The sequence below is a fragment of the uncultured Winogradskyella sp. genome (genome assembly GCF_947498005.1).
Lineage (GTDB): Bacteria > Bacteroidota > Bacteroidia > Flavobacteriales > Flavobacteriaceae > Winogradskyella.
Genome location: NZ_CANMIW010000002.1, coordinates 246,804 through 271,069 on the forward strand (window position 1 = coordinate 246,804; position 24,266 = coordinate 271,069).

General features: G+C 31.7%; 23 protein-coding genes. 14 read left to right on the plus strand and 9 right to left on the minus strand.

The window, feature by feature from the left end:
• Positions 1–28 precede the first annotated feature (28 nt).
• The 5 genes from Q0891_RS04460 to Q0891_RS04480 all read left to right on the plus strand — a co-directional run bounded on the left by Q0891_RS04460 (position 29) and on the right by Q0891_RS04480 (position 8,376).
• Complete coding sequence (locus Q0891_RS04460; protein ID WP_299099149.1) at positions 29–1,300, plus strand: hypothetical protein; 1,272 nt, start codon at positions 29–31, stop codon at positions 1,298–1,300.
• A gap of 420 nt (positions 1,301–1,720) precedes the next feature.
• The gene (locus Q0891_RS04465) at positions 1,721–3,685 is read left to right on the plus strand and encodes a histidine kinase (protein ID WP_299099151.1); all 1,965 of its coding nucleotides are present in this window, start codon (positions 1,721–1,723) and stop codon (positions 3,683–3,685) included.
• Positions 3,686–3,692: 7 nt separating this feature from the next.
• Positions 3,693–4,442 (plus strand): LytTR family DNA-binding domain-containing protein, encoded by a 750-nt coding sequence (locus Q0891_RS04470; RefSeq protein WP_299099153.1) that lies wholly within the window; start codon positions 3,693–3,695, stop codon positions 4,440–4,442.
• 98 nt (positions 4,443–4,540) lie between these two features.
• Positions 4,541–7,186: a T9SS type A sorting domain-containing protein gene (locus Q0891_RS04475; protein WP_299099155.1), complete on the plus strand. Its 2,646-nt coding sequence runs from the start codon at positions 4,541–4,543 to the stop codon at positions 7,184–7,186.
• Positions 7,187–7,311: 125 nt separating this feature from the next.
• On the plus strand, positions 7,312–8,376 hold the full coding sequence (locus Q0891_RS04480) for a hypothetical protein (protein WP_299099156.1): 1,065 nt from the start codon (positions 7,312–7,314) through the stop codon (positions 8,374–8,376).
• A gap of 118 nt (positions 8,377–8,494) precedes the next feature.
• Here the strand turns inward: Q0891_RS04480 and Q0891_RS04485 are convergent, their stop codons facing one another.
• From Q0891_RS04485 to map, 3 genes are read right to left on the minus strand one after another with little or no spacing between them, the layout of a single operon-like run.
• A complete protein-coding gene (locus Q0891_RS04485; RefSeq protein ID WP_299099158.1) occupies positions 8,495–8,863 on the minus strand; it encodes a DUF423 domain-containing protein in 369 nt (122 codons plus the stop codon).
• A gap of 11 nt (positions 8,864–8,874) precedes the next feature.
• Positions 8,875–9,639: a class I SAM-dependent methyltransferase gene (locus Q0891_RS04490; RefSeq protein ID WP_299099160.1), complete on the minus strand. Its 765-nt coding sequence runs from the start codon at positions 9,637–9,639 to the stop codon at positions 8,875–8,877.
• Between the two features lies 1 nt (position 9,640).
• Positions 9,641–10,459, minus strand: coding sequence for a type I methionyl aminopeptidase (map, locus tag Q0891_RS04495; RefSeq protein ID WP_299099163.1), 819 nt, complete (start codon positions 10,457–10,459; stop codon positions 9,641–9,643).
• 126 nt (positions 10,460–10,585) lie between these two features.
• On the opposite strand from map, the gene Q0891_RS04500 reads away from it, so the two are divergent.
• On the plus strand, positions 10,586–11,860 hold the full coding sequence (locus tag Q0891_RS04500) for an acetyl-CoA hydrolase/transferase C-terminal domain-containing protein (protein WP_299099165.1): 1,275 nt from the start codon (positions 10,586–10,588) through the stop codon (positions 11,858–11,860).
• 4 nt (positions 11,861–11,864) lie between these two features.
• Here Q0891_RS04500 and Q0891_RS04505 read toward each other — a convergent pair whose 3' ends face one another.
• Together Q0891_RS04505 and gpmI are read right to left on the minus strand one after the other, a co-directional pair.
• A complete protein-coding gene (locus Q0891_RS04505) occupies positions 11,865–12,263 on the minus strand; it encodes a BT0820 family HAD-type phosphatase (protein WP_299099167.1) in 399 nt (132 codons plus the stop codon).
• Between the two features lie 47 nt (positions 12,264–12,310).
• Positions 12,311–13,828 (minus strand): 2,3-bisphosphoglycerate-independent phosphoglycerate mutase, encoded by a 1,518-nt coding sequence (gene gpmI / locus Q0891_RS04510; RefSeq protein ID WP_299099169.1) that lies wholly within the window; start codon positions 13,826–13,828, stop codon positions 12,311–12,313.
• Between the two features lie 262 nt (positions 13,829–14,090).
• On the opposite strand from gpmI, the gene Q0891_RS04515 reads away from it, so the two are divergent.
• A complete protein-coding gene (locus tag Q0891_RS04515) occupies positions 14,091–14,486 on the plus strand; it encodes an ankyrin repeat domain-containing protein (RefSeq protein WP_299099171.1) in 396 nt (131 codons plus the stop codon).
• A gap of 45 nt (positions 14,487–14,531) precedes the next feature.
• On the opposite strand, the gene Q0891_RS04520 is transcribed toward Q0891_RS04515, so the two are convergent.
• Complete coding sequence (locus Q0891_RS04520) at positions 14,532–15,299, minus strand: M48 family metalloprotease (protein WP_299099173.1); 768 nt, start codon at positions 15,297–15,299, stop codon at positions 14,532–14,534.
• Positions 15,300–15,449: 150 nt separating this feature from the next.
• Between Q0891_RS04520 and Q0891_RS04525 the strand changes: the two genes are divergently transcribed.
• Complete coding sequence (locus tag Q0891_RS04525) at positions 15,450–15,875, plus strand: GNAT family N-acetyltransferase (RefSeq protein WP_299099175.1); 426 nt, start codon at positions 15,450–15,452, stop codon at positions 15,873–15,875.
• 2 nt (positions 15,876–15,877) lie between these two features.
• Here Q0891_RS04525 and pepE read toward each other — a convergent pair whose 3' ends face one another.
• Positions 15,878–16,585: a dipeptidase PepE gene (gene pepE, locus Q0891_RS04530; RefSeq protein WP_299099177.1), complete on the minus strand. Its 708-nt coding sequence runs from the start codon at positions 16,583–16,585 to the stop codon at positions 15,878–15,880.
• Between the two features lie 153 nt (positions 16,586–16,738).
• Between pepE and Q0891_RS04535 the strand changes: the two genes are divergently transcribed.
• The 6 genes from Q0891_RS04535 (at position 16,739) to Q0891_RS04560 (ending at position 23,288) form a co-directional block, all read left to right on the plus strand.
• Positions 16,739–17,575 (plus strand): carboxypeptidase-like regulatory domain-containing protein, encoded by an 837-nt coding sequence (locus Q0891_RS04535; protein WP_299099179.1) that lies wholly within the window; start codon positions 16,739–16,741, stop codon positions 17,573–17,575.
• On the plus strand, positions 17,562–18,353 hold the full coding sequence (locus Q0891_RS04540) for a hypothetical protein (RefSeq protein WP_299099181.1): 792 nt from the start codon (positions 17,562–17,564) through the stop codon (positions 18,351–18,353). The genes Q0891_RS04535 and Q0891_RS04540 overlap by 14 nt, the downstream gene beginning before the upstream one ends.
• A gap of 47 nt (positions 18,354–18,400) precedes the next feature.
• On the plus strand, positions 18,401–18,907 hold the full coding sequence (locus Q0891_RS04545) for a DUF6702 family protein (RefSeq protein WP_299099183.1): 507 nt from the start codon (positions 18,401–18,403) through the stop codon (positions 18,905–18,907).
• A gap of 64 nt (positions 18,908–18,971) precedes the next feature.
• Positions 18,972–21,269: a M1 family metallopeptidase gene (locus tag Q0891_RS04550; RefSeq protein WP_299099185.1), complete on the plus strand. Its 2,298-nt coding sequence runs from the start codon at positions 18,972–18,974 to the stop codon at positions 21,267–21,269.
• A gap of 103 nt (positions 21,270–21,372) precedes the next feature.
• Positions 21,373–21,663 carry a twin-arginine translocase TatA/TatE family subunit gene (locus tag Q0891_RS04555; RefSeq protein WP_299099186.1) on the plus strand — a complete coding sequence of 97 codons (291 nt, stop codon included), beginning with the start codon at positions 21,373–21,375 and terminating at the stop codon, positions 21,661–21,663.
• A 116-nt stretch (positions 21,664–21,779) separates the two neighbouring features.
• Positions 21,780–23,288, plus strand: a complete 1,509-nt coding sequence (locus Q0891_RS04560; protein ID WP_299099188.1) for a S8/S53 family peptidase — start codon at positions 21,780–21,782, stop codon at positions 23,286–23,288.
• A 62-nt stretch (positions 23,289–23,350) separates the two neighbouring features.
• Here Q0891_RS04560 and Q0891_RS04565 read toward each other — a convergent pair whose 3' ends face one another.
• Together Q0891_RS04565 and Q0891_RS04570 are read right to left on the minus strand one after the other, a co-directional pair.
• The gene (locus Q0891_RS04565) at positions 23,351–23,992 is read right to left on the minus strand and encodes an O-methyltransferase (protein WP_299099190.1); all 642 of its coding nucleotides are present in this window, start codon (positions 23,990–23,992) and stop codon (positions 23,351–23,353) included.
• Between the two features lie 33 nt (positions 23,993–24,025).
• Complete coding sequence (locus Q0891_RS04570) at positions 24,026–24,253, minus strand: hypothetical protein (protein ID WP_299099192.1); 228 nt, start codon at positions 24,251–24,253, stop codon at positions 24,026–24,028.
• Positions 24,254–24,266 lie beyond the last annotated feature (13 nt).

Genomic DNA, 24,266 nt, shown 5'->3' on the forward strand with positions numbered 1-24,266 from the left:
TATTTACCAACGTGTTTATTTTATAATTATGAAATCAAAAATTACGATACTAATACTTGCGTTTTTATTGCCTATTTCATTATTCGCTCAAACTAACAGTGAAATAGCTGATGTATATGTAAAACGATCTGAAGCCTTTTTCTTTAATTCGGACATGGATAGGTCTTTAGAGATATTTAATAAAGCTCTAAAATATATGGACAGCGTACCTAATAGTCGTGTGGCTAAATTGGGCACCTTGATACATTTTGAACATAAGCAGTTTTTTGAAGCACGTTCTTACGCTAAATGGTATTTTGATTTAGAAGAGGATAAGACGACTGAAGATTATCAATTTATGTTAGAAACCTATGTAAATATTCAGGAAGAAATTGATAACCATATTGAAGCACAAAAGCAGTTAGAAATTAAGCGACTTAGAGAAGACAAAGAAGCAAGACGAATTGACTCCCTCAAGAGTTTATGGAAATCTAAGTCAAAAGAGTTTGTTGTGGAAATAGATAGTATTTATAAATTTAACACCTATAATTTAGCTGTATTTGCTAAAGATGGGCAACTCGGTATAATGAATGATCTTGGAGAGGTTGTAGAAAAGCCTCAAGATTTTAATCATCATATCTCATATGATGGTTATGTTTTGCTACTAGATAAACCAAGTAATCCTACTAAAATTTACGCGTATCATTATAAGAGTAAAGAAGGGTTTTTATTACCAAGTGTTTCTGAGTTTAATTCTAGTTCTACGCATTACGGTAAGGTAATGTTACCTAGAGCCAATGGGTTATTGGTAACATATCCTAACAATGCAAACAAAGCTTTTATTTATAATTTACAGAGCAAGTCTCTTATGGCTTCAACAAATTTAAAAGAATTTCTAAAGACGTTAAAGAAAAATGATATTATTGAAAAATTTAAGGATGAAGAAATTCGTATAAACAAATTGTGGTTAACATTAGGAAATGAAATAGGAGCTGGATTCTATGAATTATATGAGAATGATGAGAGATATGGTTATTTAAATACCTCAGATGGTAAAATTTATGACGTTAGTTATTACAACTTTTTAGGTGGATTTAACAACGGTAATTTTGAATTAATAGAAAACGGAAAGCGCTTTTGGTTAAATACCGATGGCGTAAGACGAGAAACTAATAATAATGAAGACGGTAAATACCAAGGTAACTCTAGGTTTGTGAAACAGCCAGATGGTAATTATTATATACTTCAGAACAGAGACGGTAAAGATTATTTAATTATTGGAAAAAATGCCCTATTAAATAAAGAGCAATTTGTAAAATAGTAGATTCTTTCGTTGAAAATCTATTCACAATGGCACAGCATAATTCATGGGATTTTTGAAGGTCAAAACAGATTACTTTGAGTTAAATCTTTATATTTTAAAAAAAAATTAAATTTTTTGTGACTTATCAAGAAATGTTGTTTCTAAACTAATGAGTGCCATAAACACTCAATAATAAAGAAAGTTGTACCAGGTTAGGGTGGTGCAGCTTTTTTTTGTGCCAATAATTAAATATGTCTCTACTTATAGAGCACTATTGAGAATACATTTTTTATTATTTCAATAGTAAACTATAGCATTTTAAAGGTTTAAAATATCCGTAAATCAATTATTTAGAAGTTAAAAAGTGTTTTTTAGAAGTTTAAATAAAAACACCTAATATCTTTCGTTTATATTAGTTGTCAATAATTTAGACTAACTATGAAGCCCAATTTACTTAAATGCCTAATTTTACTTTTTCCTATATTATGTACCTCTCAAGAATTAGTTAAAGATAGTTTGTTGCTTCATTTTAATTCTATTACAAACGATAGTTTGCGCAACTTAGAATTTAGAAAAGCAGCCATAACCTATAAAAATTCTAATCCTAAATTGCATTTGTTTGTTCTAGAAAATGCATTAAAAAGAACAAAAAGTAAAAAACATTTAGCCCAATTTACAGCTCAAAAAGGCATGTATTTTGAAAAAAAAGGGCAAATAGATTCAGCAATTGCTTATTATAATAATGCCATATCAAAATTTCAAATTATAAATGATAGTCTAGATCAATATAAAGCTAAAAGCCTTTTGGCAAATGCCTATATCGCAAAAGGTGATTATGAGTTAGCTATTCAAACTATTAAAAAAAATATAACTTTTTTTGAAAGCAAAGAAGGCCATTCTAGAGATGTTCTTTTCAATAAAAACAATTTAGGCGCTTTATATGTAAGTATAAAAGATTGGGAAAACGCAAAAACTTATGTAGAAGAAATTTATAAGCACCCAATTACAAAAAAAAATAAAAGAATGTTAAGCAGTACGCTTATTAACCTAGTAGCCATACATACCGAGGTTAATGAGCTAGATAAAGCTTTAAATTATGCGCACGAAGCCGAAACTCTAGAAAAACGACCACGTAGTTTGGCTAATTTATACCATAATTTGGGTAATCTATATATGCAAAAAGCCAATTATAAAAGTGCAGAAAGCTATTTCTTAAAAAGTTTAAAATTAAACGAAACCTTAAAAAGTGAAGATGCAATACAAATAAACTATAACAACCTTGGGCAAAATGCAATACGTTGGGGTAAATATAAAATTGCAGAACAGTATTTGTTACAATCTAATGCGTCGTTAAAAACATCAAATAATATAGTTTCTCTTGCCACAAACTATAAGTTACTATCATCATTAAATACCAAAACCAAAAATTATAAAAAAGCATTAGAATACAGTTTAAAAGAAAAACAAATTAGCGATTCTATTCTGGGTATTGAAAAACAAAAAGCCATTGCCGATTTTGAAGTAGCTTACCAAACCGAAAAAAAAGAACGCGAAAAAGACATCGCGCAGCAAGAGCTTAAAATATCAAAACTAGAAAGTACAAAAAACAAAAACTTGTTTTACAGTACTTTAATTATAGCAGGTTTGTTATTGCTAACTGGAATGTTTTATTACAGCCGCTTTAAAATCAAGCAAAAAGCTGAGTTAGTAACCTTAGAGTTAAAAGAAACCCAAAAACGATTGGCTTTAGAAAAGCAATATAAAGACAGCGAACTAAAGGCGTTAAAGGCACAAATGAATCCACATTTTATATTCAATGCCTTAAATTCTATTCAAGATTATATTGTGTTAAATCAGAAGAATTTAGCAAGCGATTATTTAGGTAAGTTTGCCGATTTAATTCGTAATTATCTTCATTTTAGCGATACAGGTTTTATTTCTGTTCCTGAAGAAGTTCATAATTTAAAACTTTATTTAGAATTAGAAAAATTGCGTTTTGAAGACGCTCTAGATTTTACATTTAATATTGAACCCAAGGTAAATTCCGAAACCATTAAAATACCAACAATGTTAATACAACCTTATGTAGAAAATGCGTTGAAACACGGTTTGCTTCATAAAAAAGATAATAGAACGTTACGTATTTCAATAGCTAAACAATCAGAAAAAATAATAGAATGTATTGTTGAAGATAATGGTGTTGGTAGAGAAAAATCTAAAGCAATTAACCAAAAACGTGAGCATCAACATAAATCGTTTGCATTAAAAGCCACAACACAGCGCTTAGATTTGCTCAACTTTGGTAAAGAACGAAAAATTGGCGTAGAAATTATCGATTTAAAAAACAACCAAGAAGCGCTAGGTACTAAAGTAATTTTACAAATACCAATTTTAAATACATAGTTTAATTATGAAAGCATTAATAATAGACGACGAGAAAAAAGCAAGACAAGTTTTGCAAATATTGGTAGAAGAAAATTGCCCAAAAATAACCTCTATTTTACAAGCCGATAATTTGTTAACTGGCGTAGAGTTAATAAAACAACAAGCGCCAAACATTGTGTTTTTAGATATTGAAATGCCAGAACATTCTGGACTAGAGATTTTAAATTTTATTGAAAAAGAAGTTCATAATTTCGAGATTATTTTTACTACAGCTTATAGCGAATATGCCATACAAGCGTTTCAGCTTTCTGCTATAGATTATTTGTTAAAACCTGTACGACCAAGTCAAGTAAAAGAAGCAGTAGATAAAGCTGTGAAGTTTTTAGGGAATACGCAAATAAATAAGCGTCTTAACGAATTAAAGGTAAGTTTACAAAATTCAAACTTTAAAAAAATAGGATTACCAAATGCAGATGGTATTAAGTTTGTAGACTTTAATGATATTATAATGCTCGAAGCAGATGGTATGTACACCAACGTATCAACTACTAACGATGGAACCATTTTAGTAAGTAAACCCTTAAAATTCTTTGTAGAAACCCTAAATAAAATAAAAACATTTTACCGTCCGCACCGTTCACACCTTATCAATCTTTCTTACATAAAAGCCTATGTTAAAAAAGACGGTGGTTACATTGTTATGGAAAACGACCAAGCGGTTTCAATTTCAAACGATAAAAAAGAAGAGTTTTTAACCATTGTACAAAATATATAGGCTTTAAAAGTTGAAAACCCTATTTCAGAAATTTGCCATTAAATACAGTAAGATTTAGTGGCATTTTTGTTTTCATAAACTATAAAACCAAATTTATTATGAAAACAAAATTACTCGTAATGTGTTTATTTCTGGGTGTAACCATTGCCCATTCCCAAGTCTATGTAGATGCAAGTGCTACAGGAAACAATGACGGTACAAGTTGGGCAGATGCATATAATAATCTACAAAGTGCTTTAAATAGTAACCCAGCTGGTACATTTTGGATAAAAGCAGGTACTTATATACCTGGAGCGAATAGAACAGATAGCTTTAATTTAACTAATAATCAGAAGCTATATGGTGGATTTAATGGAGCGGAAGTTAGTTTGTCTCAGAGAAATCCAGTGGTAAACATTACTATTTTATCTGGTGATATTAATGGTAATGATAACACGTTGTTTTCTGCTTCTGACCCAAATAGAGTTGAAAATAGCTATAGAATTATAAATGTTAGTGGAGATGGTGTTGTTATCGATGGTTTTAATATTAATAACGGAAATGCTAATGGATCAGCAACTACAGAGAAAGAAGGATCAGCTGTTAGTATTAATATATCAAGTAGCCTTAAAATAAATAACTGTAAATTTATGTATCATACCTTAACTAGAGGTGGTGTCATTAGAACTATTGATGTTGCACCACAAGTGAATCTTGAAATCACTAACTCTATCTTTAAAGATAATGAATCGTCATTCGCAACTGTTTATTATGGTCGAGCAAATGGGAATTTAGATATTAAATTAGAAGGGTGTTTGTTTTCAAATAATATTTCATTGTCAACTACTGGCTCTTTAATTTGGCTTAGGCAAGATATTTCAGGTAGTCAAAGTGCCGAAATTATAAATTCTACATTTTCAGATAATTCGTTAGATTCTAGTAGAGCAATAATTGATAAACTAAATATCAGCGGAGGTACAGTTATCTGTCAAATATATAATTCAATATTCTGGAATAATGGTGACGGTACAGGTGATTTTTCAGATGCAGTAGAATCTGGAACAAGTGGTTCTGTTGTAAATAGTATTTCTAATAATAGTTTTACAAGTAGTTCTAGCACATCAAATGTTTCAAACACAAATCCGTTGTTTACAGATTCTGTAAATGGAGATTATACGTTACAATCTTCGTCACCAGCAATAGACAGTGGCGATAATACTAAAGTGTCTGCTTCTATACTTACAGATTTAACTGGTAATCAACGTATATTTAATACCACTGTAGATATGGGGCCATATGAGTTTGGCTCTAATACTACAACAACTGCCATTGTATATGTAAATGCTAATGCTGCTGGTGCAAATAATGGTACCAGTTGGTCAGATGCATTTACAAGTTTAAAAAATGCGGTTGATAATTATACGAATGTACCAGTAGATTTTTGGATTGCTGCTGGTACTTATTTACCAGGAAACATTAATACTCAAAGTATAGAACCTGGGCAAAATCATAAATTTTACGGTGGTTTTAACGGTACAGAGACCCAATTATCTGAAAGAGATTTTATTGCAAACAGAACCTATATAAATGGTGATATTAATGGAGATGATAGCGGCTCTTTAGAACAAAACAACACGTCTAAAGCTGATAATACATATCGTTTATTTCAAGTTTACAACGATGGTGTTCTTTTTGATGGTTTAGTTTTTGTAAATGCATTTGCATTAGGCTCAACAGCAAATGGTAGTATTGAACGTATGGGTTCTGCTATTTATGCCTCACATGAGTTTCAAGTTCAAAATTGTGAATTTTATGATAATCTTAGTTATAATGGCGGTGTTATTCAAATGCAGCAACAAACATCAGGTGCAAATCATAACATTAAAATATATAATTCTATTTTTCAGGATAATTTTTGTGGAGATGGTGTAATTACAACCTCAAATGGCACTAGTACTAGTCTTAATCTTGAAATTGAAGGTTCTTTAATTACGGATAATTTCTTTAGTCGTGGTCTCATATCTGCTAACGCAGCACGTAATGGTGTCAATATGGTATGTAACATTACAAATACAACCATAGCAAATAACGAAACTGATAATGCGATAAATTTCATTCAGGTGTTGCGTAATCGTATAGGCTCAAATTCATCTTGTGCCTTTAATATTGAAAATTCTATTATCTGGAATAATTTTACCGCAGCTTCAGGTACTAATCAATCTGTAAGACTAAATGGTTTGTCAAATGGCGATACAAGTGGAGGTGGAACTGAAGGAGTGGCTACTTTAGGTTTTTCTATTGCTGAATCTACTATCGGAGCGACATCTACAAATAACACGTCTTCAAATAATCCATTATTTGTAGCAGCAACAGATTATACATTGCAAGCAGCATCACCAGCTGTAGATGAAGGAGATAATCAATATGTTACGCTTAGCGAAGATTTATTAGGCAATGCTAGAATTTATGGAAGTGCCGTAGATATGGGAGCTTATGAGTTTGGTTCTTCATTATCAATAGCTGATGTAGAAGTTAATATAACAGAAGTTAAACTGTATCCAAATCCTGCCTCTAACATCATAAACATTATATCAAACCACGTTAATATTAAATCGGTAGGTATCTATGATGTTTTAGGTAAACAAGTTTTAGCTAAAACTAATAAGAAAGATATAAATGTATCTGATTTAAGAAGTGGAATGTATATCGTTAAAATTGAGTTCGAAAATAATACAAGTACTTCAAAACGCTTTATAAAATTATAGACAAAATAGAAGAGGACCATTAATATTGCTCTTATTTGCTTAAACATTAAAAACAAATTCAAGAATCATTTAACGACCTGTGTTAAAGAAGTTTGGTTGTGATTTGGTTCTAAAAAACAAACAAAATGAAAAAAAAAATAACATTAGCGCTAGCACTTTTTTTAACCCTTGTAAGTTTTTCTCAACAATCCCTTTTTGAAACATTAGAATCTCATGGAGAAGAGGCTGTATACCAACGTTATTATTCCGTGTATAAAGATGATGATGACAAACAAGTAATTAAAGGTAAGCAATACCAATTAAAAGTAGAAATTCTAAAAACTCAAGGTGTTTATTCTGGTATAAAATTAGTTGGTGCAACAAAAGACGATAAAGCAGGTATGTATACCCTAGATGTCACAAAATCTAAATCAAGCAAAATGTATGGATATCCAAATGTATCTCATTTAGTAGATAAAATTTCTAGAAAAGGATTTGTTGTTATAGGTGATTACATTTTTAAAATAGGGAATGTTTGGAAAGAAAGCGATGGATATGGCTTTAATAATATAGATGAAATATACATAAGAGTTGGTGCTGATGTCACAGAAGAGTCAGAGGTTGATGGTAAAAAGAAAAAAAAGAAAAAAAAGTTTGGTGCTTTCATGGGTAAATTAAAAGATGCAGCTATGAATAAAGCACCTGCCGAATGTACAAGTCCTGCATGTAAAAAAGCAGAAAGTATGAATTTAAATAGGTATGTATTAGATTATCTTGAAGAAATGAAAGCAAAGCAAGATGGTTACATGCTTACAGCAAAGGATAAAGCAGATATTGCAAAAATTGAAAATGCAGAGAAATCGTATAGTGATGGGATAGCTGATTACAATAATAAATATAAGAGAAAACCTGAATATCAGCGAGTGCTTCAAAACAATATTAATGCACAAGCAAGTAAAGATCGTAAAAACTTTATACGTGTTGAAGGTACAGATGCTAAAGTAGAAAATTGTAAATACTACATAAAAAATGTAGGTTCTACTACTTATAAATATACAAATTCATCACAGAAAATTGGGAGTATTCTACCTGGAAAAACTCAAGAATTTAGCTGTTATTACTTAGCTTTTGTGGCGGAAGGTGCGGATAAAGGAAAGTTAATTGTCAATGGAGGGCAAAGCTCTAGAGGCAAAACACGGACGGTAAATTAATAGTTTTATAGGGTGTGAAAATTAAGGGGAATTATAAAATAAAAAGGGAAGTCAAAATATTGGCTTCTCTTTTTAGTTCTTAAATGCTACTCATAATTTAAAGATAATTAATGCTGCACTAAAATGCTTGAAAAACAATCAATAGCCAACCATTTACTAAAAGCAAACCACCAATTGGAGTTACAGGTCCTAAAAACCGAAGTTTTTTACCTTTAGCATCAGATAAAACTAAACCGTAAATACTAAAAGAGAAGAGTATTATACCGATTGTAAAACACCAATACGTTGCTGAGGTTACATTGGTTGCGCTAAGTCCTAATGCTAATAATACGACGGCGTGATACATTTGATATTTAACACCAACCTCAAAACTATGTAATTGATCTGTGGTTAAAATTTTTTTTAAGGCATGTGCTCCAAAAGCGCCAAATATGACAGATAACATACCAAAAAGTGCACCTGTTGCAATAATAATATTTTGTGTCATGTTGAAAAATTTTATTTAAAAACAACAGGAATTATCTCACCCTCTGCTAACCTGAATTTATCAATATCTCCTTGAGATAATTGAGTTGTATAATCTATTTCTTCAACCTTAAAACCTATAGAGCGCAGTTTGTCAAAATAATCTCTACCATAAACTCTAACATGATCGTATTGCCCAAAAATTTTAGCACGCTCAGCTTTATTTGTAATGCTATCGTCCTCAAAAGTTTCAGCTCTATTTAAATCTTGCGGAATTTGAAAAATGCCATAACCACCTGGTTTCATAACTCTGTACAATTCTTGCATAGCTTTAGTATCATCTGGTATGTGTTCTAAAACATGGTTACATAGAATAACATCATAGCTATTGTCTTCAAAAGGAAGATTACAAATGTCAGCTTTTACATCTGCAATTGGAGATAATAAATCGGTTGTGGTATAGTCTAAATTTTTAAGTTTTTTAAAACGTTTTAAAAAACACTGTTCTGGCGCAAAATGAAGTACTTTTTTATCTGCTGAGAAGAAGCTGGTCTCATTCTTCAAATAAAGCCATAATAATCTGTGTCGCTCCAATGAAAGTGTAGAAGGCGAAAGTACATTTGGTCTTTGGTTACCGTAACCATATGGTAAAAATGTTCTAAAACTTTTTTCATCTATGGGATCTGTATATTTACTGCCTTTTAATATAAAAGCTAAAATAGGTTTTATCAAGTAACTTAACCTTATTAGTAAAGGTCTGGGAATAAAATTGAGAAAAAATTTAAAAACTGATTTCATTTTATAATACCAAAGCCTTTTGTCTAAAAGGATCCTCTTCATTAGTTAAAATCCCTAAAGCTTCATGCACGTATCCAAATGTTGAAAGAATTTCTGGCTTTCCATCTACAATAGCGATATCATGTTCAAAATGCACACTTGGTTTTCCATCTTGGGTAACAATTGTCCATCCATCTTTTAATTGTTTTACTTTATGAGTTCCCATGTTTATCATAGGTTCTATAGCCACAACCATACCTTCTATAAATTTCTTACCTCTACCACGTTTTCCGTAATTTGGCATTTCTGGATCTTCGTGCATTTTTTTACCTAATCCATGACCAACTAATTCTCTAACGACACCATAGCCTTGAGCTTCGCAATGTTGTTGAATAGCATACCCAACATCACCAACACGATTACCAGTTTTTAACTGTTCAATCCCAACATATAAAGATTCCTTTGTAATCTTTATTAATTTTTTAGTGTCTTCATCAACATTTCCTATCTCAAAAGTATAGGCATGGTCACCATAAAAGTCATTCATTAATGCGCCACAATCTATAGACACAATATCGCCATCTTTTAAAGGAATGTCTGTAGGTAAACCGTGTACAACAGCTTCGTTTACACTACATAGTAAAGTAGACGGACAATCATAAAGGCCTTTAAAACCCGGTAGGGCACCATGATCTCTAATGAATTCTTCAGCGATTTTATCTAAGTGATTTGTAGTTACACCTTCTTTAGTTTCTTTGGCTAACATACCTAAAGTTTTAGATACAATTAGAGCACTTTGGCGCATTAATTCAATTTCTTCTGCAGTTTTTACTATAATCATGTTTCATTCTATTGAGGGGCAAAGATAGGTAATTATAATAATTAAAATATTCATCAAAACATGATATATCGCAGTTTCTAAATAAGATTACTAATATAAATTTGTAATCTAATTACATCTCAAATTATGTTTAAAACAGTAACAGCAGAAACAGCTTTAGAAGTTGTAAAATCTAATGATCGAGTTTATATTCAGGCTGCTGCGGCTGCACCTCAAACATTAATTAAGGCATTAACTGCACGAAGTGAAGAATTAAGAAATGTTGAGATATGCCAATTACATACTGAAGGAGAAGCGCCTTACGCCAACCCAGTTTTAAGTGATAGTTTTCATGTTAACTCATTCTTTATTGGTAAAAATGTTAGGCATACTATAAAAGCAGGTAATGGCTCATATACTCCAGTTTTTTTAAGTGAATTACCAAGATTGTTTAAGCAGCGCATTTTAGAATTAGATGTTGTACTTATTCATGTATCAATACCTGATCGTCATGGCTACTGTTCATTAGGTGTGGCTGTTGAGGCTGTATTAGCAGCTATTGATAATGCTAAGATAGTCATAGCTCAAGTTAATCCGCAAATGCCTAGAACGCATGGAGCTGGAATAATTCACATATCTGAAATTGATTATTTTGTAGAAACAGATGAAGCTATACCAATACATATTAATCCTGAACCTAATGCTATTGAAAGAAAAATAGGAAATAGTGTTGCTAATTTAATTGAGGATCAAAGTACCTTACAATTAGGTATTGGTTCTATACCAAATGCCGTTTTAAAAAGTTTGGTTAATCATAAAGATTTAGGGCTTCATACCGAAATGTTTTCGGATGGAGTTATTGATTTGATTTTAAAAGATGTCATTAATGGTAATTATAAAAAGATAAATAGAGGTCGTGCACTCTCTACATTTGTTATGGGTTCTAAACGATTATATGATTACGTGGACGATAATCCATTCATAGAAATGCGAGCTTCTAATTATACCAATAATCCGGCTTATATTAAACAAAACCCTAAAATGGTAGCGATAAACTCTGCGATAGAGGTAGATTTAACAGGGCAGGTTTGTGCGGATTCGATAGGTTCTCATATGTATTCTGGAGTTGGAGGACAAATAGATTTTATAAGAGGAGCATCTTTAAGTCAAGGCGGAAAAGCAATTATAGCACTACCTTCTGTTACAAAAAATGGTGTGAGTAGAATTGTTCCTATTTTAAAAGCAGGAGCAGGTGTTGTTACTACCAGAGCACATGTACATTACGTAGTTACAGAATATGGAGTAGCAAATTTATATGGCAAAACAATAAAACAACGTGCAAAAGCATTAACTAATATTGCGCATCCAGATCATAGATTAGCAATTGATAAACAATATTTTGAATTACTAAGAGGTGAATAGAATTCTATCTTTGCCACCACTTTTTCTTTGGGATTTTAATGTCTGGCTTTTCATTAGTAATGATTTGGTAGACTTCTCCCCAACCTAGAATTCCTCCAATGTTTCTGTCGTCAATGAATAAATCAGCATGAATTTTTCTACTTCTGCTGTAGTCATATTTTTCTTCAGGGAAACTAGCATTAACAGCATAAAATTCAATGCCGTTTTCTTTACAAAACTCAACAGCTTCATCTAATTTAGAACCGCATCTATAAGTCCATAAAATGAGTCTGTGACCATCATCTTGTAATCGCTTTAAAGTTTCAAACGCAAAAATTCGAGTTTTTCCAATTTTAGGATACGCATCGTCTACTATGGTACCATCGAAATCGACTGCTATTATTAATCTGTTTTGAAAATTCATGCTATTAAATAATTGTAGGTTGGGGCAAAGTTACAACATTAACGTTTTTATACAAGACTTTCTTGTGTCATTGCTTTTGGTTGAGGGATTCCAATAAGTTTAAGTATTGTTGGTGCTACATCTCCTAAGATGCCGTCTTTAATTGATTTTAAATCTTTATCAATTAAAATAATAGGTACAGGATTTGTAGTATGTGCTGTATTTGGAGAACCGTCCGGATTAATCATAGTTTCACAATTACCATGATCCGCAATTAAAATAGTAGTATAATCATTATCTAATGCTGTTGTTACCACATTTTTCACACACTTATCTACAGCTTCACAAGCTTTTATAGCTGCTTCCATAACACCTGTATGCCCAACCATATCTCCATTTGCAAAATTTAAACAAACAAAATCAACTTCTCCTTTCTTAAGTTCAGGGACTAAAGCATCTGTTAATTCAAAGGCACTCATTTCTGGTTTTAAATCATAAGTTGCAACTTTAGGAGAGTTTCTTAAAATTCTTGTTTCGCCTTCAAAAGGTTTTTCTTGACCACCAGAAAAGAAGAACGTAACGTGAGGATATTTCTCCGTTTCGGCTATTCTAATTTGCTTTTTATTGTGTTTTTCTAATACTTCGCCTAAAGTTTCAGAAAGGTTATCTTTATTAAACACAACATTTATGCCTTTATAATTATCATCATAATTGGTTAAGGTTACATAATGAAGATTTAATTTATGCATGTTTTGCTCATGAAAATCACTTTGCGAAAGCACTTCAGTTAACTGACGACCACGATCTGTTCTAAAATTGAAGAAGATCACAACATCATCATCTTTAATCGTAGTAATTGGTTGATTATTGCTATCTGTAGCGATTAAAGGTTTTATAAATTCATCAGTAACATCATTATCATAATTGTTTTGAATAGATTGTGATATGTTCTGTGTTTTTTCGCCTTCACCATTTACCATTCCGTCGTAAGCTAATTTTACACGCTCCCAACGTTTATCTCTATCCATAGCGTAATAACGACCAGTTACTGTAGCAACTTTACCTGAGGTTTTAGCCATATGGCTTTCTAAATCAGTAATAAATCCTTTGCCAGATTTTGGGTCTACATCTCTACCGTCTGTAAAAGCATGTACAAAAACATTTTCTAAGCCATAGTCATGCGTTGCGTTTAATAATCCGAATAAATGATTAATGTGTGAGTGCACACCACCATTGCTAACTAAGCCTAATAAATGAACATCTTTATTATTTGTTTTAGCATACTCAAAAGCATCTTTAAGCACTTTTTCTTCTCTTAAAGTTTGCTTTTCTACCGCAAGGTTAATCTTCACTAAATCTTGGTAAACAATTCTACCTGCGCCCAAATTCATATGTCCAACTTCACTATTTCCCATTTGTCCTTCTGGTAAACCAACATGTAAACCATCGGTTCTTAAGCTAGCGCTAGGATATTTTTTATATAGTGAATCTATAAATGGTGTTTGTGCATTGTCAATTGCTGAAACTTTTGGATCTGGCGATTTCCCCCAACCATCTAAAATCATTAAAATAACCTTCTTATTCATGTGTAAATGTTTTATGTATCAAAGATAATACATACAACGGTATAACAATTCTGTATCCTCAAAAAAAATTATAGAGTTAACTAATTTTTATTTTTATGTAATCTGTTGGTTTTACAGTTATTAGGTTTTGTGATTGTATTAACATATTTGTTTTCAAAGCGTTAAAGAAATGTTATAAAATTATATTACTGTAACAATTTAAATTTGATGTCGTCTATTTAGTATAATCAAAAAACAAATCATTTAATTTAAATCTTTCATCATGAAAAAATCAGTAGTAGTTTTAGCCTTAGCATTAGGCTTTTCAATCAGTAATTTAAATGCATCGAACGTTGCTTTGTTTTCAAATGTAACTGACGTTATTGTTCAGACCGTAGAAGTTAGTCCCTTATGTAAAGCAGTTGCTACAGGAAATACGGAAGAAGTAAAAAAATTAATAAAAAATGGAGTAGATGTCAATGCCAAATCTAATGGAATGATGCCAATTCATTATGCTGCAAAATACAATCGTGTAGATTTAATAAAAGTATTAATAACAGCTGGATCCGAAATTCATAGTACTTGTGATAAAGGCTATTCAGCGTTAACATTGGCTAAAAAAGCAAATGCAAAAGAGGCTGCATTGTTTTTAAAGCGTTTTAAAAAGAAAACGGCCTAGGAGTGGGCAATTATTTGAGTTAGTTTGCAAAAAAAAAGCGTCCTATTAGGACGCTTTTTTATATTTAGAAATAGCTTCTCTTATTTTTTCAATTCTATTTTCAGGGTCAGGATGTGTACTTTGCATCTCTGGTGTTCTGTTTGGTCCAGCTGCCGCTTTAAGTATTTCCATAACACCTATCATTTCTTCAGGATTATAACCTGCATCCATCATAAAAACCACTCCGAGTTCATCACTTTCTAATTCGTCGCCTCTTCCGTTTTTTAATAAAGATCCATTTCCAATTTGCTGAGCAACGCCACCCATATCTATAGCAGAACTTCCCATGGCTAATGTTTTCCAAAAATTGGCATTTGTTATTCGCTCGTTAGAATGCTTGCCGAGTACATGACCAATTTCATGACCTAAAACACCAGCTAATTGATCCTCATTTTCTAATTTTGAAAATAATGAATAGGTTATAAAAATCTGACCACCAGGCAATGCAAAAGCATTAATTGTTTGCTCATCTGCTAACAAATGAAATTCATATTTATATGGCGTATTTTTAGCTAAACTGCTATTTACTAATTTGTTACCAACATTATCTACAAGAGCTTGATATTGATTGTTTGGATGCAATCCTCCATGCTGCTGTGCCATGCCAGGTGCGCTTTGTAGCCCAATAGCAATTTCTTCTTGTGGTGATAAGGATATCGCCTGTTTTTTTCCGGTATATGGATTCACTTCTTCTTGGCTGCACTTCCTTAAAAACGCAAAACCTGCGATAGCTACAAATATTAAAATACGTATTTTAAAATTACCTCTTCTCATAATTGATGGATTAATGGGTTCAATTTACAAAAGTTTGACACAAGTTTTAGTCTTAAGTCATTGATAAGAAACATTTTTTGAAAGTTATTCAAAAATAAATGGACTTATTTATCATTAAATTATCCTACATTTATTCAATTTAATGAAGATATGAGTTACCAATTTAGCATAATTTCTAATGAAAATTTAGACCAAATAATTCCTTTAGTCTATGAGTTAAATGACTTCAAAATAAGTGAAGTTATTTTGAAGACTAGATTTAATGAAATGAAAAATCAAAACTATGAATGCGCAGTGATTTTGGCAGATAATGAATTAGTTGGAGTTACAGGCATGTGGTTTTGCACAAGGCATTATATCGGGAAATCAGTAGAATTAGATCATGTTTTTATCAAACCAGAGCACAGAGGAAATGGCCTTGGTAAGCAATTTATGGCTTGGATCAATAATTATGTAATAGAAAAAGGGTGTAATTCTGTTGAGTTGAATACCTACGTGCAAAATAATCCTTCACATAAATTTTACTTTAATGAAGGATTTGAAATTTTAGGGTATCACTTTTTGAAAAAACTTTAATCTTATTTTAAAAATTCGAGATTAGTAGTTGTTTTAATTTCATATGGTGCTTTGCCATATTCAAAAATTCTTGCGTCCAATTGTCCTTCTAACGTCAACGTATTTTCTTGAACCTTAACCCAACTGCCTTCTCTTAGACCAATAACAGGTTGGGTATTAAAAGCATGAAATTCTTTAATACGCGTTTCTCTAGTTTCTCCCATATGTTTACTTCCTTCAATTGGGTCTAAATAATGTGGATTAATATTAAATGGCACTAATCCCAAAGTTTTAAAACTTGGAGGATACATAATTGGCATATCGTTCGTTGTGTTCATGGTTAAACCACAAATATTACTACCAGCACTCGTGCCTAAATAAGGTGTTCCCTTAGCTACAACATTTTTTATCGTAGATAAAACGTCATTTTTATAAAGTTGAGATACCAATACAAAGGTGTTTCCACCACCAACAAAAATACCTTTTGCCTTTTCTATAGCGTTTTTAGCACTTTTAAATTCATGTATGCCTTTTACTGATTTTCCAATGGAATTAAAAGCTTTTGCAGCAATAGCAGTATACTCATCATGAGATATTCCGCCAGGTCTGGCATAAGGAATAAATAATATTTCATCTGCAGACTTAAAATGAACTTTAAGTTCGTCTAACAAATATTCTAAATAACCACTACCATGAATGGTTGACGTACTTGCAATTATAATCGATTTCAATTTTTAGATTTTTTTGTCAAAATATGAATTCTAAACAGGAATGAAAAATTAAATTTAATAGAAATCAAAAAAATGATTTAACAAAAGTTTGACTGACATTATGGTTATTTTTAAAATATAAAACCGAACTTTAGAAAACTAACCCAATACATTATGAAACCAATTATATTTTTTTTGTGTTGCTTATTGTCGTTATCTATTAATAGCCAGGAAATTAGTAGAATTTCTATTAATGGAAGAATTGTTGTGGCTTCGGAAGATAAAGAAGGAGTGACAGTATTTAATACCTCTTCTAATAAAGGAACAACTACAGACGAAAACGGAACGTTTAAGATTGCAATTGCGCTTAATGATGTAGTAGAATTTGGAGCATTACAGTTTCAGGATTTTAGTGTTGTTATTTCTGAAAGTGTAATGGAATCCAGGCAATTAACAGTAATTTTGGTTGAAGAAGTTAACAAATTAGATGAAGTCGTTTTATTGCCTTTTGGTCTAACAGGAAATTTAAATGCAGATTTCGAAAACGTAAGAACTTACAATGTAGATTTAGATGCCATATATTTTGGACTAGACCATATTGAAGACTTTGAATTTTCAGCAGATTATAAAACTGAAGCAGAAAATTTAGCTTTTAATGAGTATAATCCAAGAATGGAGAATATGCTAAATTTAATTAATGTGGCAGGTTTTTTAATGAAACAAATTGTTAATATAGACGGTGTTGGCCTTGATAGAATTAAATTTAAATCAGAAAAAGAAAAACAAGCAATAGATAAAACACCTTTTAAGCAAGCCCTAGATGATTATAGCGTTAACTATGTTCACACCAATTTCGATATTCCTCTAGAACAAATGGAAGCTTTTACCGATTATGTAGAAAAAGAAGGTGTAAACCAAAAGTTGTTTGCCGATGATAAGGAATTAGAATTACTAGAACGTATTTCTCAATTAAGTAAATCTTTCTTAAAAACGTTAAGTGAAGAAGATTAAAATACTAATAATAGTAACTGCGTTTTTATCAATAAGCATTACTAACGCTCAACTGAATAATGTAAGTGGTCAACTCATTGCCAATGATGAGGTTGCTGGGCTTCATATTCAAAATAAATCTCAAGCAAAATATACTATATCTAACGAAGATGGTAGTTTTATCATTGAAGCAAAAGCATCAGACACTTTAGTGATTTCTGGTGTTCAGTATAAAAAGAAAGAGTTCATAATTACATCCGAAATTATAGAAATAGGGCACTTTAATGTTTATCTCATTGAAAATGTTAGCGAGTTAAATGAAGTTGTAATTGGAAAAATATTGACGGGAAGCTTAGAATCTGATGTTGAAAACTCTGATGCCGAAACCGAGATTAATTTTTACGATTTAGGAATTCCTGGTTATAAAGGCAAACCGCTCACACAAAACGAACGCAAACTTCATGATGCAGATGGTGGAGGTCCAATTTATACGGGATTAGGAGTTAATGTTCATAAATTACTCAACAGAGTGAGTGGTAGAACAAAAAAACTAAAAAATATTGTAGAATTAGATAATAGAGAAGCTTGCACAGAGCGACTAAAAGGAGAATATGAGTCTATTTTATTTGAAAAAGATACGTTAACAAAAAGTCTTAGAATTGAGTACTTTTTATTTTGTCAAGAAGACGAAGAATTCTTAAACTTGTGCAATGCAAATAACGAATTAAAATTACTTGAATTTTTGCAAGCAAAACTATTAGCGTACCAAGAAAATAGAAAATCTGTAACTGAAGATTAAATTTTGGAATACGTTTTGAGATACCAAAAAGAACTATAAAAATTTTTATGAAATCATTACAATTATTAATTACCTTTTTAATACTTCCACTTTTTTTATCTAACCAAAGTTCGCATGAATATTATGTGAGTGTAACGGAAATTGAATACTCTGAAAAAGAAGCGTCTCTTCAAATTATAAGTCAGATTTTTATAAATGATTTTGAAACGCTCATTCGTAAACGATATGATGAATCAATAACCTTAGATTCTAACGATGAATCTGAAAAAGTAGAAACCTACATGAAGCGTTATTTAGAAGATAAACTCAAAATTAAGGTAAACGACAATGCTGTTAAATTCAATTTTATAGGGAAAGAATATAAAGAGGATATTACGTATTGTTATCTAGAAATTCCTAATATTAAAGATATAAATTCTATAGAAGTATCAAACACATTATTATTTGACGTGTTTGACGAGCAACAAAATATCTTAAGGATGAAGCTCTTAAATAAAAATAAAAGTTTTTTATTAGTTCCTGGCAATGAAATATGTGCGTTAAACTTTAAATAAAAAACTTTGTATGCCATCTTAAATTCTTATTTTAGGCTTCACTTTTAATCACAACTAATTATTTATGAAAATTACTAAGTACTTTTTATGCGCTTTGTTATTCTCAACATTCAGCATGTATGCTCAAGATGAGGAAAAGCAAGAGCGTCAACCTGGTCACACCAACGAAAATAAGTTTAAACAACTTTACGATGAGTTTGCGACACCAAATATGTTTAGAACAGGCTCTGGAGCGCCAGGACCAGCATATTACCAACAACAGGCAGATTACAAAATGGATATTGAAATCGATGATGTAAATGCTAAGCTTTATGGAGATGAAACTATTACTTACACAAATAATTCTCCTGACGATTTAAAATACCTTTGGGTACAATTAGATCAAAACATGCGTGCTAGAGATTCTAAAACACCACTTATTCGTTCTTCTGGAATTGGACCAGCAACTTCATCTGCAGGTGCAGTTAAATCTTATTTAAAAGAATCTTTTGATGGTGGTTTTCATATAGAACATGTTAAAGATGTAAATGGAAAAGATTTACAACACACCATAAACCGTACAATGATGCGAGTAGAATTACCTAGCGTTTTAAAATCTGGCGATAAATTTTCTTTCCAGATAAAATGGTGGTACAATATTAACGATCACGTTAAGGATGGTGGACGTTCTGGTTACGAGTATTTTGAAGAAAATGATAATCGTATCTATGTAATGGCTCAGTTTTATCCTCGTATGGCTGTATATAACGATGTAGAAGGATGGCAGAATTCTCAATTTTGGGGACGCGATGAGTTTGCATTACCATTTGGAGACTTTGATGTAAATATTACAGTGCCTGCAGATCATATATTAGATGGTACAGGCTTCTTAGTAAACCGTGAAGACGTGTTTACTAAAGATATGATGAAACGTTTTAAGAAAGCGAAAAAATCATACGACGAACCTGTTATGATTGTAACACAAGATGAAGCTGAGGTATCAGAAAAGTCTAAAAGTAAAAAGAAAAAAACATGGAAACTTTCTGCACAGATGGTACGTGATTTTGGTTTTGCGACATCTCGTAAATTTTTATGGGATATGATGGCTGTAAAAGTAGGAGAGAAGGATGTAATGGCAGTGTCTTTATATTCTAAAGAAGGAAACCCGTTATGGGAACAATGGTCAACTAAAGCTGTTGCGAGTACATTAAAGTCATATTCTCGTATGACGTTTGATTATCCTTACCACAAAGCAATTTCTGTACATGCACCAATGGGAATGGAATACCCAATGATTTGTTACAACTTTGGTCGTCCAGATAAGGAAGGGAATTATTCAGATAGAACAAAATACGGAATGATCAGTGTTATTATACATGAAGTTGGCCATAACTTTTTCCCAATGATTGTAAACAGTGATGAACGTCAATGGACATGGATGGATGAAGGATTAAATACATTTGTTCAGTATGTGGCAGAGCAAGATTTTGGAGAGTGGTATCCAAAAGCATTATCTCCAAGTGATAAAGCTTATCCATCGAGGCGTGGACCAGCAAAAAATATTGTGAGATATATGGGCGGAAATCAAGATTACATTGCGCCAATTATGACAAAAGGTTTAAATACTTACCAGTTTGGTAACAATGCATATAGTAAGCCAGCAACAGGATTAAATATACTTAGAGAAACAATTATGGGTCGCGATCTTTTTGATTATTCTTTTAGAGAATACGCAAACCGTTGGATGTTTAAGCACCCAACACCAGAAGATTTCTTCCGTACTATGGAAGATGCATCTGCTGTAGATTTAGATTGGTTTTGGAGAGGTTGGTTCTACACTACTGATTACACAGATATTGGTATAAAAGAAGTGAAGAAGTTTGCTGTGACAGCAACACCAAATGAAAATGGTAAACAATTAGCTGAGCGTTACAATAGAGACCCAAATAGCTTAGTGTATTTTATTGAAGAAGGAGCAGAAGGTTATGATGACGCTATTAAAAAAGCAGAAGCTATTGATGATTTGCCTACTGTAAAAGAATACATCATGGATAATTTTACACCTGCAGAACAAAAAGAAATGAAGGAAACGCCTAAATTCTTTTATCAAATTACTTTTGATAAGCCAGGTGGATTAGTAATGCCAATTATTGTAGAATATACATATGCAGATGGTACAACTGAAAAAGAAACATATCCTGCTCAAATTTGGAGATACAATGATAAGGAAGTTAGTAAAGCAATAGCAAGTGAAAAAGAAATTGTTTCAATAGCTTTAGATCCAGATTTAGAAACTGCTGATGTGGATACAAGTAACAATTCGTGGCCTAAAGAAGCTGTGACAAGTGAATTTGACAAGTTTAAAGACAAAGTAAAAGACTAAAACTATTTAGTATGTAAAGAGAAGCCGATTTTTTTTAAAATCGGCTTTTTTTTATTTTTAATTTCACTAGGTATAATTCACAAACTCACTTTATATTTGCATTATGATACATCACTTAACATTGTTATTTATTGGAGGTGCCGAAATAATGGTAATACTACTAGTTGTGGTTATGTTTTTTGGTGCAGATAAGTTACCAGAAATAGCTCGCGGTTTAGGTAAAGGTATGCGTCAATTGAAGGATGCTACAAATGATGTTAAGCATGAAATCACCAAAAGTGCCAAAGAAAGTAATATTATTGATACTGAAGTAACTAAAAATGTGAAAGAGGAACTCAATAAAGTAAAAGATGATTTAGAAGACTTCACTGGATCATTAAAAAGAGATAAGTAATTTTATTATTGTTATCTTAAAAGGTAGTTTTTTGCCAAAATCACAAAATTCACTTTAAAATTTTATAATATATTTAATATATTTAGGAAATAAATTAATCAACTAAATCATATTAAATGAAAAAAATGTACCGTTTGGCAATGTTCGCATTGGCGATTGCCGTAGTTTCTTGTTCTAAAGATGTTATTGTTGAGACTGAAACCGTAACTGAAGCATCTCAAACTCCAGAAAAAGCTTTAACCATTCAGCAAATAAACCAGCGAATTACAGAAAGTATTGAATCTACTGGAGATTTTGATTGGAATGATCAAGAAGCTCATTTTGTTTGGAGCGCATTAATGCTTGGCCAGAATGTATTAACCGTTGGCTATGGTAATGAAGGTCAGAGTTACAGTGAAGAAGTTGATGTAGAATTAATTCAAAAAAAGAACGACTTACTTTCAATTATTATGTCAACTGAACAAGTAGATAAAGATGATTTTAAAATGAAAGAAGATGAAATTCTTACCGTTTTTGATGCAGAAGTAACGAAATTAGAAACTATCATAGCACTTAGAAAAAGTGATTATGTCAGGTATTTAGAGCCAAATGGGTATAATCATTATGTAGCAGGTTCAGTACAAAAATCGAGCTCAGGTTGCGATAAAAGTGCAGATTATATTAGTACTGCTCATTATACAACAACCACGCCTAATAACGTACAAGTATCTTGGCATTTTAATGAACACAACATTCAAAGTGCTTGGAATATGTCTACTGGTTCAGGTGTTACAATTGGATTAATTGATACAGGTATTTCAAGATATCAATCACTATTAACTTCAGCAGGTATTAATGATGGTTATTCATCTGGTCGTTATGTTCAGAAATATGGAACTTTTATAGATTCTAATTGGTGGTGGTCTAGTAATTATGATGGTCCAGATGACAAATGTGGACACGGAACAGCAATGGGTTCAACAATGGCGTCTCCTAGAAATAATGATGGTATGCCAGTTGGTGTAGCATACAATGCTAATTTGGTAGCATATAGAGCAACAGAAGATGTGTTACTTAATGATTACCATGAGCGTAAAGGAGTTTCTAAAGCCTTAACGCAATTAGGAAATAGGAGTGATGTGAAAATTATTTCTATGTCTATCGGCTATGTATGGTCAATAGGTAATATTAAAGACGCTGTAAGATATGCTTACGGTAAAGGGAAATTGATTTTTGCAGCTGGCGGAACTTCAACTAGTTTTACAAATGGCTTTGGTGTAATTTTTCCGGCAACAATGAGTGAAACTGTAGCAGTAACAGGTGTAAATGACGGTAATAACTATGAACGTTGTGAAACTTGCCATAGTGGAAGTAAAATAGATTTCACAATTATAATGGAAGGAGATAATAATACAAGTAAAGCACCTCCTGTTTTAAACTTTTATAATGGTCAACGTCGATATACAGGTGGTTCTTCTGCAGCAACAGCAACTACAGCTGGTATCGCGGCTTTAATTTGGTCTAAGTATCCAAATTGGAGTAGAACACAAATATTAAATAGGTTAAAACAATCTGCAGACCTTTATCCTTATAAGAGCAGTAGTTTTGGATATGGAAATATTGATGCGCTTCAAGCAGTACAATAAAGTTTAATACTATGTACAATAAAAAATCCTCTTCAATTTTGAAGAGAATTTTTGTTTTACCTTTATTTTTTTCTACTAATTGTCAATCCATCTCTAATAGGAAGCAGTACAGTTTCAATCCGTTTATCTTCTTTTAAAAGGGTGTTGTAATCTAAAACCGCTTTGGTAGATTTATCTTTTTCGTCTAAGGGTTCTACAACTTTTCCGTGCCATAAAACATTATCTGAGAGAATTATACCTCCAGAATTTAACTTGTCAATTATTAAATGAAAATAATTAGAATAGTTAGGTTTATCTGCATCTATAAAAACTAAATCGAAAGTTTTATCTAGTTCTGGAATAATATCTAAAGCACTTCCTGTATGCTGAATAATTTGTTTTCCATAATTAGATGTGTCAAAATACTTACGTTGAAAGTCAACCAATTCTTCATTAATATCAATAGTATGCAATTCGCCAGCACTAACTAAACCTTCAGCTAAACACAATGTAGAATAACCAGTAAACGTGCCTAATTCTAAAATAGATTTTGGTCGTATTAATTTAGAAATCATACTCAATACACGACCTTGATAAGGTCCACTGAGCATAATAGGTTGTAAAACCTTCTGATATGTTTCTCTAGTGAGTTGTTTTAATAAATCAGGCTCTTGTTCAGAATGTGCAACAACATAGTTGTCTAGATTTTCTGGTAAGAAGTACATATCTATAAATATTTAAAAGAAATGAAAAATATATTATTCAGCAGACTCTTCTTTCGGTAATTCTAGCTCAGTTTCTTCAACTTCTGGTTTTCCCATGAAGAAAAGAACAGCACCTATAACAACAAGTCCGATTTTAATTGCCCAAGCAGGAAACGTACCTAATTCATCAATCCATCCTAAGAATCTAATCGTTAATCCTATGTAAGGTAAAATGATTAATGCTAGGCCAATTACAGCCATGTATCCTCCAATTTTTTTCATAATTTATTTAGTT